At 70.0% G+C, this 13,329-nt stretch carries 13 protein-coding genes; 3 read left to right on the top strand and 10 right to left on the bottom strand.

Going from position 1 to position 13,329, the window contains the following annotated elements; translation table 11 throughout:
• Positions 1–30 precede the first annotated feature (30 nt).
• From F6J84_RS06175 to F6J84_RS06155, 5 genes are all read right to left on the bottom strand, one after another.
• On the bottom strand, positions 31–1,728 hold the full coding sequence (locus F6J84_RS06175) for a long-chain-fatty-acid--CoA ligase (RefSeq protein ID WP_150972249.1): 1,698 nt from the start codon (positions 1,726–1,728) through the stop codon (positions 31–33).
• A gap of 62 nt (positions 1,729–1,790) precedes the next feature.
• On the bottom strand, positions 1,791–2,522 hold the full coding sequence (locus tag F6J84_RS06170; protein WP_150972247.1) for a PRC-barrel domain-containing protein: 732 nt from the start codon (positions 2,520–2,522) through the stop codon (positions 1,791–1,793).
• Positions 2,523–2,565: 43 nt separating this feature from the next.
• The gene (locus F6J84_RS06165) at positions 2,566–3,225 is read right to left on the bottom strand and encodes a hypothetical protein (RefSeq protein WP_150972245.1); all 660 of its coding nucleotides are present in this window, start codon (positions 3,223–3,225) and stop codon (positions 2,566–2,568) included.
• Between the two features lie 118 nt (positions 3,226–3,343).
• On the bottom strand, positions 3,344–4,204 hold the full coding sequence (locus F6J84_RS06160; RefSeq protein ID WP_150972242.1) for an LLM class F420-dependent oxidoreductase: 861 nt from the start codon (positions 4,202–4,204) through the stop codon (positions 3,344–3,346).
• Positions 4,205–4,511: 307 nt separating this feature from the next.
• Positions 4,512–5,108: a winged helix-turn-helix domain-containing protein gene (locus F6J84_RS06155; protein ID WP_202980477.1), complete on the bottom strand. Its 597-nt coding sequence runs from the start codon at positions 5,106–5,108 to the stop codon at positions 4,512–4,514.
• A 79-nt stretch (positions 5,109–5,187) separates the two neighbouring features.
• Between F6J84_RS06155 and F6J84_RS06150 the strand changes: the two genes are divergently transcribed.
• Positions 5,188–6,456: an MFS transporter gene (locus tag F6J84_RS06150; RefSeq protein ID WP_150972240.1), complete on the top strand. Its 1,269-nt coding sequence runs from the start codon at positions 5,188–5,190 to the stop codon at positions 6,454–6,456.
• A gap of 181 nt (positions 6,457–6,637) precedes the next feature.
• Here F6J84_RS06150 and F6J84_RS06145 read toward each other — a convergent pair whose 3' ends face one another.
• From F6J84_RS06145 to F6J84_RS06130, 4 genes are all read right to left on the bottom strand, one after another.
• Positions 6,638–6,970 (bottom strand): DUF7882 family protein, encoded by a 333-nt coding sequence (locus F6J84_RS06145; RefSeq protein ID WP_150972238.1) that lies wholly within the window; start codon positions 6,968–6,970, stop codon positions 6,638–6,640.
• 106 nt (positions 6,971–7,076) lie between these two features.
• Positions 7,077–7,370, bottom strand: coding sequence for a hypothetical protein (locus F6J84_RS06140; RefSeq protein ID WP_238702618.1), 294 nt, complete (start codon positions 7,368–7,370; stop codon positions 7,077–7,079).
• Positions 7,371–7,497: 127 nt separating this feature from the next.
• Positions 7,498–8,463, bottom strand: coding sequence for a DUF1254 domain-containing protein (locus F6J84_RS06135; protein ID WP_150972236.1), 966 nt, complete (start codon positions 8,461–8,463; stop codon positions 7,498–7,500).
• 81 nt (positions 8,464–8,544) lie between these two features.
• A complete protein-coding gene (locus tag F6J84_RS06130) occupies positions 8,545–10,602 on the bottom strand; it encodes a serine hydrolase domain-containing protein (protein ID WP_191905768.1) in 2,058 nt (685 codons plus the stop codon).
• A gap of 162 nt (positions 10,603–10,764) precedes the next feature.
• On the opposite strand from F6J84_RS06130, the gene F6J84_RS06125 reads away from it, so the two are divergent.
• Positions 10,765–11,757, top strand: a complete 993-nt coding sequence (locus F6J84_RS06125) for an alpha/beta fold hydrolase (RefSeq protein ID WP_191905767.1) — start codon at positions 10,765–10,767, stop codon at positions 11,755–11,757.
• Positions 11,758–11,800: 43 nt separating this feature from the next.
• Here F6J84_RS06125 and F6J84_RS06120 read toward each other — a convergent pair whose 3' ends face one another.
• Positions 11,801–12,634, bottom strand: a complete 834-nt coding sequence (locus F6J84_RS06120; protein ID WP_150972230.1) for a helix-turn-helix domain-containing protein — start codon at positions 12,632–12,634, stop codon at positions 11,801–11,803.
• A gap of 72 nt (positions 12,635–12,706) precedes the next feature.
• Between F6J84_RS06120 and F6J84_RS06115 the strand changes: the two genes are divergently transcribed.
• A complete protein-coding gene (locus F6J84_RS06115) occupies positions 12,707–13,303 on the top strand; it encodes a dihydrofolate reductase family protein (RefSeq protein WP_150972228.1) in 597 nt (198 codons plus the stop codon).
• The last annotated feature ends 26 nt before the right edge of the window (positions 13,304–13,329 follow it).

Raw genomic sequence — 13,329 nt, 5'->3', positions numbered from 1 at the left:
TCCGGCGCCGGGCCCCGCGCCCGCGCGAGGTCAGCCGGCGAGCAGTTGCTCGCGCACCTCGCGACGCAGGACCTTGCCGATCAGCGACCGCGGGAGCTCGTCGACGATGACCACCCGGCGGGGCACCTTGTAGGCGGCGAGATGGGTCCGGCAGAAGTCCCGGAGGGCGTCCGGGTCGATGGCCGCACCCTCCCGCAGCACCACCGCCGCCGCGACGATCTCCCCGCCGCTGGGCCGGGGCAGAGCGACCACCGCGGCGCCGGTGACGTCGGGGTGGGCCTCGAGCGCGTTCTCCACCTCGGACGGCGACACGTTGAACCCGCCCGTGATGATGAGCTCCTTGAGCCGGTCGACGATCGTGACGAAGCCGTCGGCGGAGACCGTGGCGATGTCACCGGTGCGCAGCCACCCGTCCTCCAGCAGGGCCGCCGACGTGTCACCGGGGCGGTTCCAGTAGCCCTGGAACACCTGCGGACCGCGGACGAGGAGCTCCCCGGGCTCGCCGAGCTCCAGGTCGATGCTCGGGTCCTCCGGGTCGACCACCCGGATCTCGGTGCTGGGGAAGGGCACGCCCACCGTGCCCGGGCGGCGCGTCGGACCCATCGGGTTGCCGAGGGCGACCGGAGACGTCTCGGTCATCCCGTAGCCCTCGACGAGCAGTCCCCCGGTGGCTTCCTCCCACCGTTCGACCGTGTTCACCGGCAGGCTCATCGCCCCGGAGATCGCGAAACGGACCGTCGACAGGTCGATCGTGCCGCGGGCCGCCGCGCGGGCCAGCTGATCGTAGATCGGCGGTACGCCCGGGAGGAAGGTGGGCGGACTGGTGCGGGATGCATCCGTCACGAGATCCAGATCGAACTTGGGGAACAGCACGAGCTTGGCGCCGATGCTCATCGCGAACGTCAGGCAGAGCGTCATCCCGTAGGCGTGGAACAGCGGCAGGACGGCGTAGAAGGTCTCCTTGCCGTCGACGAGACCCGGCACCCAGGCACGTCCCTGCATGGCGTTGGCGCGCAGGTTGGCATGGGTCAGGATGGCGCCCTTCGGCGCACCCGTCGTTCCGCTCGTGTACTGCAGCAGCGCGATGTCACCAACCGACGGACGCGGCACCCGCCGGGAGATGCGCCGGTGGTCGAGGAGGCTCTTCCAGGTCAGCGGGCGCCGGGCCTTCGGTTCGCTCGTCAGCTGGGCGCGCGCGGCGCGCGCCTTGGGCACGGGGAGCCGCAGGGCGAGCCGCTTGGTGAGCGGGAGGGCTGTGGTGATGTCGACGCTGATGATCGATTCGACCTTCAGGTCACGCGGGAAATCGTCGATCACGTCGTAGGTCTTGTCCCAGACGATCGCCACCCGGGCGCCGTGGTCCTCGAACTGGTGACGGAGCTCGCGTGCCGTGTAGATCGGATTGTGCTCGATCACGATCGCGCCGAGGCGCAGCACGGCGTAGAAGGCCACGACGTGCTGCGGGCAGTTCGGCAGCACCAGGGCGACGGGGTCCCCCTTCTTCACGCCGAGGCGACGCAGACCCTCCGCCGCGCGGTCGATCTGTTCGCCGAGCTGCCGATAGCTCGTCGTCGCACCGAAGAACTCCATCGCGGGGAGGTGCCCGTACGTACGGACGCTCTTCTCCATCATCTCCGTGAGCGTCTGCGACGGCTCCTCGATCTCGTGCGGGACGCCATCCGCGTAGGACGAGAGCCAGGGCCGGGATGCGTAGGGGGTGGCAGCCATGTCTCTATCCTGCCTCGGCCCATGAACCCCGCCGGGCATGTTTCCGTTCGGCGGCGGGGATGCTACCGCCCGCGCGACCCGGAGTCGCCTCGCTGATCAGCGGAGCGCCCGCCGTCGTCATCACCGACATCGATGACGGATTCCCGCTCGACCAGGATGGTGTCCCCGGTCGCCGGGTCGATGACCGTGGCCTCCTCGGCAACGATGTAGCGGCGAAGCCTGACCTGCCGACCCCCCGCTCGCGTCTCGGTGTCCGCCGCATCGGTGTCCACCCGGTCACCTGCGTCTGAGCGCGTGTCCACCCGGTCGCCGGCGTCCCGGCTCGTGTCCGCCGTACCGGCCGGGGTGTTCTCGCCGGCCTGCCCGGAGCCGGGGTCGCGACGCAGGTCCCCGTCCGTGTGGACATCGTCACGGTCGTCCTCGCGGCGGCTGTGGGAGTCCGTTCCCGCCGCACGGGCCGGATCGGAGCCGTCCGGGGTTCCGAGGTGGTTCCCGTAGTAACGGTAGAGCTCGTCCTCCTCCGCTTCGCTCAGCTCGCTGTCGTCATCGATCCGGGGCGCGCCCTTCACGACATCCTTCGTGAACGGGAGCCGGAGCGCACCGTCTACGTCCTGCGCGCCCTCCAGCGGAACGAACGACTCCTTCGTGCCGAACAATCCCGTCTTCACGGTGGCCCAGTTGGGCTCGCCGGTCGTGGGGTCGACGAAGATCTGCCCGACCGATCCGATCTTGTCCCCGTCCGGGTCCGTCACATGGGCGCCGACGAGGCGTGCGATGTTGTGCGAGGAGAGCATGGTGTCCTGTCTTCCGTGTCGTGATTGCGTCAAGGAGGGTCCGTCACCGACCGAGTCCGACGCGATCCACCCGGCGGTGGTACCGCATTCCGGTCACCCCGCCCAGCAGTGCGCCGATGAGGGTGATGACCGCTGCTCCGATGGCGGTGAGGATGCCGGTGAGCGTGGCGCTCTCCGGGGTGATCGGGATCCGCGGGAAACCGTCGAGATTGCCCAGGATGTCCCACTGGCTGCCGCCGATCGCGGCGACGATTGCGACGACCACGGCGATGACGATGGCCCAGATCCAGACGGCGAGACCCTGTTTGAGCCCGTCGAACCGTGCCATCCGGGCGGCGACGTAGCCGCCCGCGAAATACGAGATCAGGAGCACGAGGCCGATCACGATGGCGCTGACGACCGTCACGGTGGTGGAGTTGTCGGATGCGGCATCCACGGCCTCATCGACGGTCGCGCCGTTGCTGAATCCGATGGCCGCACCGACGGCTGCCACCAGGGCGGTCAGCAGGACCGCCGTTCCCATCGCCGTCAGCCAGCCGAAGAAGGCCGCACCGAACTGGAATCCGCCGAAGCGCGCCTTCTCGCGCTCCAGCACGTCCCGGTGCAGCGTGCTGTTCGGGTCCACAGGGACTGCGGCGCTCTGGGATCCGGTGTCGTATGCCGGGGCGCCCGGCTCTCGGCGGGACGTGTTGTCGGAGGTCATACCGCGAAAGCTAGCCCGCCCGGACCGCGGGTCGGAGGCGGGTTGCACCGGACGGCGCCGCGGCGTACTCTGCCCAGGCGTCGCGCCGGAGGCATCCCCTCAGGAAGACGAGGAGCCTTCAGGAAGCCAGGTCGAGCTCCGCCGCGAGCGCCTCGAGCGCGGGTGCCGGGTCGTCCGTGGCCGGCAGCATCTGCACGCACACGTGATCGGCGCCGGCGTCGAGGTGCCCACGGACCGCGTCCGCCAGGTCGGCCGGCGTCCCGTGCGGGACGAGCGCATCGACGGCGGCGTCCGTGGCACCGTCATCCAGGTCGGCAGCGGTGAAGCCGTGACTCTCCAGTGTCCGCCGGTAGTTCGAGAGGGCGAGGTAGCGCGTCAGGAAGTCCCGCGCGGCAGCACGGGCTGCCGTCACGTCGGTGTCGGCGACCATCCGCTGCTCGGGCGCGATCAGCGGACCGGGGCCGAGCAGCTCGCGCGCGAAGCGGGTGTGTGCGGGCGTGGTCATGTAGGGGTGCGTTCCCGCGGAACGCTCCGCCGCGAGCTTCAGGGTGCGGGGGCCGAGCGCGGAGATGATCCGCCGGGAGGCCGGGACGCCCGCAGCGTCGAGAGCGTCGAGGTAGGACACGAGCGCGGCATAGGGCTTCTGGTACCGCTCACCGATCGACTCGCGGTGCCCGATGCCGATCCCCAGCATGAACCGGCCGGGGTGCGTGCGCTCCAGCCGGTGGAACGACGCGGCCACTTCCTCAGCCGGTGATTTCCAGATGTTGACGATCCCGGTCGCCACGGTCAGGTGCTCGGTGGCGTCCAGCAGCGATTCCGCGATGGCGAGGTCCGCGTCGGGCGAGCCGCCGATCCACACCGCGCCATACCCCAGTACCTCGATCCGCGCGGCCCGCTCGCCGGTGAGCGCCGCGCCCCGGCTCCAGACTCCGACACGTCCGAAGGCGGAAGCGGCGGGAGAGGGAGGAATGGACATCGGGACTCCGTTCGTGGGCGGTGCGCCCTCAGGCGAGGCACGGGGCCAACCTACCAAGTGCGCCCACGTCGCCCCCGGTGTTGCATGACGCGCCGGGAGACGATCGACGGTCCGTCAAGGCCCTCCCACGCAGGTCGCCCGTGGTGTGGGCTCGGCGTATGAGTACTGCAGACCCGCACCCCGCCAGCGACGACCCCACCCTTCCCCCGCTGAACGACCCCATCGAGGAGGACGAGAAGGACCTCCCCGCCCAGCCCGAGAAGTGATGTGCACGTGCCGGAGGTGACGCCTCCGGCACGTGCACACCTCAGATCACGTCGTCGGCCCCCACCACATCGATCTGCCAGCGCCGGGTTCCTTCTGCTCCGGGCTCGTGGAGGTCGCGGAAGCCGTCCACCGCTTCGGCGAACTTCGCCATCAGCGCTTCCCACTCCTCCTCGGTCAGCCACAGCCCGTAGCGCGTGAACGTGCCGTGCACCTCGGTCGTGCGGCCGCTCGCATACTCCGGCGCCCACTGCGCGACCCGTCGAACGAGGTCCTGATGCTGGGCCGCGATCTCGCGCAGCAGCATGCCGCCGAGCCGCTCATCCTCCACCGGGTGCTCCGGGCTGCCGAGCTGCCACATCTGAGGGGCGCGCCGCCATACCCGATCGCGTCGATCCCGAGCATGCTCGGGAGCCTCCTCGATGAGTTCCGCCGCGGCCAGGACCCGGAGGTGGAAGCTCACCTGATTGGCGGGCAAGCCGAGGTCAGCCGCCAGATCCGCAGCGCGCGCGAATCCTCGGCGGTCGAGCGCCTGTTCGATCTGCATCCGGACCGGATGGGCCATGGCCTTCAGCTGCGCGGCACGGATGGTCGGTGCCTCCGAGTGCGGGTGCCGGACAGGACGTTCAGGCTCGGACATGGCAGCAGTCTAGAGGGATCGCACGTTTACTTGCGCACGACTAGTTGCGCAAGTAAACGTGCGGGTCTACCGTGTCCTCATGACCGTCGCCGAATCCACCCCGCACCGCCTCACGCGCAATCCCGCCTACCTGCTGTGGCTCGCCGGTGACACCTCCACCGGGCTCGCCGAATCACTGGCCGCTTTCGCCATCCCCCTCCTCGCGCTGATGATCACGGATGACCCCGCTCAGGCCGGGGTGATCGGTGCCACCGGGCTCCTCCTCCGGGTGGTCACCAGCCTGATCGGCGGCGTGCTCGCCGATCGACACGACCGCCTCGTCCTGATGCTCGCCGGAGCCGTGCTCGGTCTCGTCCTCGCAGCTGCGTTCACGCTTCTCGCGCTCACGGACGCGTTGACGTTCGCGGCACTCCTCCTCCTGAACGCCCTGATCGCCGCCCGGACCGGGCTGTTCGGCGTCGCGGACGAGTCGGCGCTCAAGCAACTCGTCCCATCGGATGCCATGGGTCGCGCCCAGGGGGCGAACCAGGGTCGCGATGCGCTGCTCGGCCTGCTCGGAGGGCCGCTCGGCGGCATGCTTCTCGCGGCCGGCGGATGGTTCGTCGGAGCGGTCATGGCCATCTGCCAGCTCGCCGCGACCGTGACCGGATGGGCCCTCCTCCGGACCGCGGGGGCTTCGGAGCGCATCCTCCCGGAGAAACGAGCGTCCGCTTTGGCGGAGGTGACGGAGGGCCTCCGGTGGTTGCTGGCCCGGCGCGATCTGCGTGCCGTCCTGGTCGTGACGACCATCATCAACCTCGGCTTCAACACGGGCATGACGACGACGATCTTCGCCCTTCAGCAGGAGGGCTACTCGGCCGCCGTGATCGGGTGGACGGGCGCTGCCGTGAGCGCGGTCATGCTCGTGGGTGCGCTGGTCAGCCCTCTGCTGATCGGGCGCGTCAGCGCAGGGCTGCTCATGATCGTCGGGCTCGGCGCCGCCACCGCGGCGATGCTGACGCTGCCGCTCGCGCAGGGGATCCCCGCCATCCTGGGCGTCCTCGGCTGCGGCGTGATCCTGGTGCCGGCGTTGAACGCCGGTCTGCTGGGGTACTTCACCGTCGCGACGCCGGACCATCTCCTCGGCCGGGCGAACAGCGCGCTTGGCGTGTTCGCGATGGGGGCCATGCCGCTGGCTCCGCTCATCGCGGGGCTGGGCCTGGGCACGCTGGGCCGCGAGGGCACCTTGCTCGTGGCGGGTGCGCTCTGCCTCGCGGCCGCGCTTCTCGCCGTATGCAGTCCGAGCCTGCGGTCACTGCCCGTCGAGTCGGGCTGGACCGAGCACGCCCGCCGCTTCGACGGGTCCTGACCCGGATCGTGCGCCCGGCTGCCTCCGGGAGTCGAGCACCTACGAGGACACGGCGACCGTGACCAGAACCGCGTCGTTGTCCGGCCACGGGGTCATCCGTCGGCGGCGCCCTCATCGAATCGGCGGGCCGCCGGCCCAGACCGATCCGCGTCGTCCGCGCGGACCCCCGCAGGGATGTTCGTCAGCCGACGAGGACTCGGTCCTCTGCCGTGTCGGCTGTCTGCGGCTCTCGGATGACCCGGAGACCCCCCGGCGAATTAGCCGTGTCGGTGAGCGCCTCGAGCCATGCCCGATTGATCTGCGGCTGCCGACTCCCGCTGAACTTGAAGATCAGGGACGCGCCGGCGTGCACCCAGAGGGTCGTGCGGCCGTTACCCAGGCTGGCATCATCCTTCCAGGTGAAGAAGAACGCCTCCGAACGACGCAGCTTCGCTCCCATGACGATCTGAAGGTGCGCCAGCAGCCGATCGTCGAACGTGGCGCTGGCCTGGGTGTTGTAGATGAACTTGCCCATCTTGCTCTCCGGTAGGCACGCGCGGGGCGCGTGCGGAATCGACTCGTCGGTGTCGGACCTCTGGTCGAGCGTGTGCCCTCGTCCCGAGGTCGAGTGCACACCTCGCTCAGAGGTCGAAGAAGCCGCCGTAGGGGTTCTCGTCATCGCCGGTGTCGCGTGGGTCGAACTGCACGGCCGACGTGGAGATCACGACCTCCGTGCGCGGTGAGACGAGCACAGACGTCGATCTGTTGCCCACGACGACGAAGTCGACGAACCTCGCTCCGTCGCGCGCGGCCTCCTCGAACTGGCGGCGCAACTGATCGAGATCCTGTCCCTGTGCCAGCGGAAAGCTCTCGCCGTTCACCAGCACCTCCGTGCGCACCATCGTCTGATCTTCAGTCGTCTGATTGTCGGTCACCTCCCCCACCCTAGGCCCCCCGAAAGCCGGGACCCAGGGCTTGCGCCCCGCCGACCTCTCATGCAGGGCGCCCGGGTCTGCCTGATTCAGAGAGCGACGGGCGCGACTCTCCCGGGGAGGGGTTCCCTCACGTGGCCACCGTTCCGGCGGCGTCGACCGTGGTGAGAGCGGGCAGGGCCCAGGAACCGTCGAGGATCTCGGGGCGAGGCCGGTACAGCCGGACCAGGTAGTTCCATCCCTCGGTGATCGGGATGGCGTTCGGCACGTCCTCCGGGAAGTCCCCGAACCGGACGGTGATGGATCCGTCCGGATTCGGCACCCCGGTGATGTTGTTGACCGTGTAGGCGTCACGGTCGTTCGGCTCGAAGCGGCCCTCCGCGTTGTACACCGAGATCGACCAGAACCCGTCGACCGGCACGTCACGGACGGTGAGTTCGTAGTGCCCGACCGGCAGACGCGGGTCGACGCCGATGTACGACGCTTCGCTCGTGGGCAGCCCGCCCCATCCGGCGGCGGTTCCGATGAGGTGCCGGACCGGATCGACCTCGCCGACTGCCCCGAACATGCGGTCGAATCCGGTGAGATTGCGGGCAAGCGACAGGAGCGCGTCGCGGGTCTCCTTCAGCGAGGCCTCGTCGTAGTCCGGGTAGACGAACGCGGCCGCGCCCCCGCCGGTGATCCGGATGCCCTCCTGGAGCTTCAGCACCGTGGCGACATCGTCGGGGTCGCCGGGATCGACGAGGATGCGGACGGCCACGACGACGTGCGGCGTGCTGTGCTGCTCGAGGGTCAGTTCGTGATCCCCGGCCCCGTGGAAGACCGCGTTCACGTAGTGGTCCTCATTCACGACCATTGCGGTGAGATAGCGGTCGCCCGGATCCGGCAGGTGGAGGGTCGCGCCGCTTGTGACGTCCACGACCGCGAAGCTGTAGAGGGTGTCCCGGTTCAGCCGGATGACGGTCTGCTCGTCGATCGCGGCGGGCTCTCGGTTGTGCAGGAACCGGTTCACACCCCCGGCGGCCGCCTGCAGATCCTTGAACATGCGGTCCGTTTCGGCGCGGCAGAAGTTGTCCACGTTCACACGTATCGTCATGGCGCCGATTCTGGCATGGCGCCCGCCCCCGACGGGCAGCCGTCCCGCGGCGGGGACACCCGCCCAGGCGGTCCCGACGCCTCAGACCCCCTCCGCGCGGAGCGTGATGCTCTCCCCCGCCTCCCCGAACACGACGACCAGCGAGCCGGCCGGCAGGACGCCCGCACCGGCCGCCACATCGATCGCGATGCCGTCCGCGGTGTAGGCCCGCCAGCGGGTGCCCTCCGTGGCATCGAGCCGGGTGTCGGCGGTGACGGTCCGCCATTCCGCGGCGGAATCCGCGCCGATCGTCACCTCCACCTCGCCGTCCGCGAGCGGCGGGATGCTCTCGACCGGGCGGTACGTTCCCGATCCGAATCGCACCCATTCCTCACCGTCGCGGGCGAGGATCCGCAGGTCGTTCATGTCGCGCCCGTTCACCGCGGGCAGTTGCACGAACATCGCCGCCATGTCGTCACCTTCGCGAGGATCGACCGGCGTCGCCCCCTGCGCGTGCGTCACCCAGAGGTGACCGGTGTCGTCCGGATCCGCCATCCTCAGGGTCGGGTCACCCTGCCAGAGCAGGGAATCCGCGCTCTCGCTGACGATCACCCACGTCCGTTCGGTCCGCTCCCTCCATGCGTCCGTCAGTGCGGGGTTCGGTGAGACCTTCTCGCCGAGGATCGTCGCGTCGAGGAACGTGCCCTCCGGTTCCGGGATCTGGACGACGAGGTAGGTCCGCCCCCAGGCGGTGCGGGTCTGCAGCGATCGTGACGGCTCGGTCGTCCTCCAGAAGAGGCCGTCGGTCCGCAGCGTAAAGGTCTCTTCGGGCAGCCACTGCCCGCCGTGGTGGACGCTCACCGCCAGCGCATCCTCCGGCGTCGCTTCGACGCGGATCGGCATCGCCCCCGCATAGGAGCCGGCCATCGCCGCCAGCTGTTCTCCGGTCGCCGTCGACTCGGCCGGTCCCGATGGGTCCAGGGGCTTGAGGGTGGGGGTGACAGCGTCGATCTCGCTGATCGCGCTGCGGAGGATCGTCTGCGCCAGAGTGCTCAGCATCCCCGAGCCGACCTGGCGCCCTGCCGCGGTGACGATCACGGCGAGGTCTGAATCCGGAGCGAGCAGGAACGTCGCGTGGTAGTCCATGGTGTCGCCGCCTTTACCCCACCCCCGTGCCCCGATTGCCGCCAGTCCCGGATCCGCCACGGTGTCCCAGCCGAGTCCGTAACGGAAGCTGGTGGAGGCGATGGGGTCCAGGGTGCCGGCCATCTGGTCCAGCCCCATCTCCTCGATCGAGGCCGGGGAGACCACCCGCTCGCCCCGCCAGGTGCCGTCACCCAGCAGCACCGCCGCAAGCCGCGCCATCTCCCCCGGTGTCGAGAAGAGCGCGCCGGACGCGTAGAGGTTGAGGTATTCCGCCGGCTGGATTCGGCCGTCGAGGATCACCGGGGCGTACTCGCCCGTGGCCAGCGGAGCCGTGGGGTACCCGGACCGGGTCATGCCGAGCGGATCGAACACTCGCTCCTGGACGTACTCGGTGAACGGCATGCCGCTCACCCGTTCGACGAGGAGGCCGGCCATCGTGAAGCAGTCGTTGCAGTACACCGCGACCGTGCCCGGCATGCTCTTGAGTCGTGATTGGGAGAGCTGGGTGAGCATCTGCTCGGCGTATCCGGTGAACGGGGTGGAGGTGAACCCGTTGGCGTAGTCGGTCCCGGGGAAGCCGGCCGAGTGGTTGAGAAGCATGCGCACCGTGATCTGCGGGTAGTCGGGGTCGTCCATCCGGAAATCGGTGACGTAGTCGACGACCGGGGCATCCAGGTCCACCTCGCCGGCATCGACCAGCTGCATGACCGCGACCGTCGTGACGATCTTGCTGACCGACCCGATGCCGTACAGCGTCTCCGTGGTCGGCGGAGTGGCGCGTGCGTCCACGGCTCCGAACGTCCCCGCCCAGGCCACGTCATCGCCGGCGACCAGCGCCAGAGAGAGCGACGACGCGTCGTGCGCCGCGAGCAGCGCTTCCGCATCCGCACTCGCGACGGCAGCGGTGCGCTGGAAGTCCGGCGGTTCCGCGGGAGCTGCGACGGTCACCGCGACCGCGGCGACGACGACGGCGCAGACCGCGAACGCGGCGTAGACGGGGACCGTTGACCTCATTGCCGCGCTCCTTCGTGCCGACGGGCGGCGTGGCGCGGGTGCGCCCTGAATCGGCATCGATGCCGCATGGCGCTGGATGCGGGGTCCCCCGGACCCGTGGGCGTCAGTCTCCTGCATGCGCTCCACGCGGCACAAGTGCGGGGCCGGGTCCATACTGTGCACATGCCCGGACACCGCCGTCGCCCGCGCGCCCTGCCCGCGCTCGCGGGAACCGTCTTGGTGCTCCTGCTGACGGCGTGTGCGACATCGGCTGCCGAGGAGCAGGACGGCACCCAGCCCTCTCCGCAGGCTGCCGCACCGATCGCGGGCACCTTCGATTTCGGCGAGGGGCGGGAGATGTATCTCGAGTGCGCGGGCACCGGGTCTCCCCGAGTGCTGATCATCCCCGGCCAGCGCGCCACCGTGCAGGAGTGGCAGAGCGTCGGACACGACCAGAGCGCGCCTCCGGTCTTCGAGCAGGTCGCAGCGCAGACCCGGGTGTGCTCCTACGACCGGCCGGGCACGCCCCACGACGGCACCGCGACGAGTCGCAGCTCTCCCGCGCCGATGCCGACGAACGCCGAGGTCATGGCCCGGGACCTGCGTGCGCTGCTCGAGGCGGCCGGTGAGACCGGACCGACGGTCCTCGTCGCGCATTCCCTCGGCGGCCTTCCCGGCCTGCTCTACACCGCCGATCACTCGGACGAGGTGCTCGGGCTGATCCTGGTGGACGCCCTCACCCCCGAGCTGCGCCGTGCCGAGACGCGCGCGCAGTGGGAGGTGCAGAAGCTGCTGCTCACCGGCGACGTCGCGGCGATGACGGCCGAATACCCCGACATCGAGTACGCCGACGTGGACGCCAGCATGGACCAGGTGGAGGCGAGATACGGTGACCTGCCTGGCATCCCCTACATCGTGCTGACCGCGGACGATGAGTGGGGTCCGATCGTCGAGCGGATGGTGGCCGAGGGCGCCGTCCCGCCGATCGTTCCCCCTGGCTTCGGCTATCTGCTCGACGAGGCGCAACGCGTGTCCCGGCCGGTCACGGCGGCGCTGATCCCGGGCGGTGTCTGGATCTCCGAGACCGACAGCGGGCACATCATGCACCACGACCAGCCGCAACTGGTCGCGGACACCATCCTCGGCATGGTGGACGAGCTGCGGGCGGCGGGTTAGCGGAAGCCCGGCACGGGAGCCGGCCCGGCTGGGTCTCGGACACTCAGCGACCCGATCCGACCTCCAGCGCCGTGGCAGGCGTCGGACGTTTCGCCTGCGCCAGCACCGAGGGAGATTCACCGGCGTACCGGCGGACGTCCCGGGTGAGGTGACTCTGGTCCGCGTACCCGTGCCGGTCGGCGAGTTCGGCCAACGGCGCGCTGCCCAGCTCCCGGTGGAAGTGCTCGAACCGGATCACCCCCGCCGCCTCTTTCGGCGACACCCCGGCCGCGGCGGTGAAACGCTCCCGCACCCGCCTTGCGCTCCAGCCGGAGCGCAGGGCGAGCTCGGAGATCGCCTCGCGTCCCCCGGTCGCGATGAGCCGGGTCCACATCCACTCCACGAGCGGATCGACGGGACCGGCCTCGGCGCCGAGCCGCAGGAGCGCGGCGTCCACGAGCGCGAAACGCTCCCGCCAATCCGAGGTCCGTGCCAGCTTCTCGGGCAGTCCTCGGGCGAGTTCCGGTTCGAGCTCACGCAGCGGCGTGACGTTCCCGGCGAGGTCCCGACCCGAGCGCCGGAAGAGCCGGGAAGCGCCCGAGGGCGTCAGGTAGACCTGGACGGACGCGTGTCGGCCGAAGAACGCCGTGCGCACGGGTGTCGGGGTGAACCCGGACAGGAACGCATGGTGGGTCTGGTGCCCGGCCGGCTCGTCGCCGATGCCGAGGATGTGCAGCGGCCCGGTGAACGACATCTCCAGCACGAGGAGCGTGCCGGCCGGCTGAACGCGGAACCGCCCCTCCGTGGCGGTCTCGTCGAACCCGACGATGCCGACCACGAACGGTCGCAGTGCCGCGGGAACGGTGTGCGGGAAGATCACCGGCGCGGACGTCCTCATGGACCGGTCCCGCCGATTCGTTCAAGAACGGGAGGTCGGACCGCCGTACCGTCGACCGCGAAGGAGGCAACGATGGGCACAGTGACCATGGTCGAGTTTCTGACGGTCGACGGCGTGATGCAAGGACTCGGCTCGGCGGAAGAGGATACCGACGGAGGTTTCACCAGGGGTGGCTGGGGCGCGGAATACGCCGCGGGCGTCGGTCGGCTACTGCCGCCCGGCGGCTTCTCCGCCACCGCCGCGTATCTTTTCGGTCGTCGGACGTTCGAGCGGATGGCGGCGTTCTGGCCGCATCAGCCCGACGACGATCCGATGGCCGCGCATCTGAACCGCACGCCGAAGTACGTGGTCTCCCGGTCCCGCATGGATGCCGCGTGGTCGGGCACGCGGACCCTGAGCGGTCCGGTGGCGGACAGCGTCCCGGAGCTCACGCGCGCGATCGCGGGCGAGATCGTCATCCTGGGCAGTGGGATGCTCTGTCGGGAACTGCTGGAACGGGACCTGGTCGACAGGCTGCAGCTGTTCATCCATCCACTGCTCCTCGGCAGCGGCAAGCGTCTCTTCGGAGACCTCCCGCGACCCCGCAGGCTGTCGCTGGTCTCCGTCGACAGTTCGGATCTCGGAACGGTGGGGGTGGTCTACGAGGTGCGCCATCTGGCCGACACCTGAGACCGCGGAGTCGCGCTCCTGCCCGG

It is taken from the genome of Microbacterium caowuchunii (assembly GCF_008727755.1).
Classification (GTDB): domain Bacteria; phylum Actinomycetota; class Actinomycetes; order Actinomycetales; family Microbacteriaceae; genus Microbacterium; species Microbacterium caowuchunii.
The sequence above is the reverse complement of the archived record's forward strand: the minus strand, read 5'-3'. Positions and strand labels throughout refer to the sequence as shown.

Excerpts from the sequence above, each read along its gene's own strand:
- F6J84_RS06170 (WP_150972247.1), bottom strand. The coding sequence starts at position 2,522 with ATGCTCTCCTCGCACAACATCGCACGCCTCGTCGGCGCCCATGTGACG.
- F6J84_RS06125 (WP_191905767.1), top strand. The coding sequence starts at position 10,765 with ATGCCCGGACACCGCCGTCGCCCGCGCGCCCTGCCCGCGCTCGCGGGA.
- F6J84_RS06175 (WP_150972249.1), bottom strand. The coding sequence starts at position 1,728 with ATGGCTGCCACCCCCTACGCATCCCGGCCCTGGCTCTCGTCCTACGCG.
- F6J84_RS06165 (WP_150972245.1), bottom strand. The coding sequence starts at position 3,225 with ATGACCTCCGACAACACGTCCCGCCGAGAGCCGGGCGCCCCGGCATAC.
- F6J84_RS06150 (WP_150972240.1), top strand. The coding sequence starts at position 5,188 with ATGACCGTCGCCGAATCCACCCCGCACCGCCTCACGCGCAATCCCGCC.
- F6J84_RS06160 (WP_150972242.1), bottom strand. The coding sequence starts at position 4,204 with ATGTCCATTCCTCCCTCTCCCGCCGCTTCCGCCTTCGGACGTGTCGGA.
- F6J84_RS06130 (WP_191905768.1), bottom strand. The coding sequence starts at position 10,602 with ATGAGGTCAACGGTCCCCGTCTACGCCGCGTTCGCGGTCTGCGCCGTC.
- F6J84_RS06135 (WP_150972236.1), bottom strand. The coding sequence starts at position 8,463 with ATGACGATACGTGTGAACGTGGACAACTTCTGCCGCGCCGAAACGGAC.
- F6J84_RS06115 (WP_150972228.1), top strand. The coding sequence starts at position 12,707 with ATGGGCACAGTGACCATGGTCGAGTTTCTGACGGTCGACGGCGTGATG.
- F6J84_RS06145 (WP_150972238.1), bottom strand. The coding sequence starts at position 6,970 with ATGGGCAAGTTCATCTACAACACCCAGGCCAGCGCCACGTTCGACGAT.
- F6J84_RS06155 (WP_202980477.1), bottom strand. The coding sequence starts at position 5,108 with ATGTCCGAGCCTGAACGTCCTGTCCGGCACCCGCACTCGGAGGCACCG.
- F6J84_RS06120 (WP_150972230.1), bottom strand. The coding sequence starts at position 12,634 with ATGAGGACGTCCGCGCCGGTGATCTTCCCGCACACCGTTCCCGCGGCA.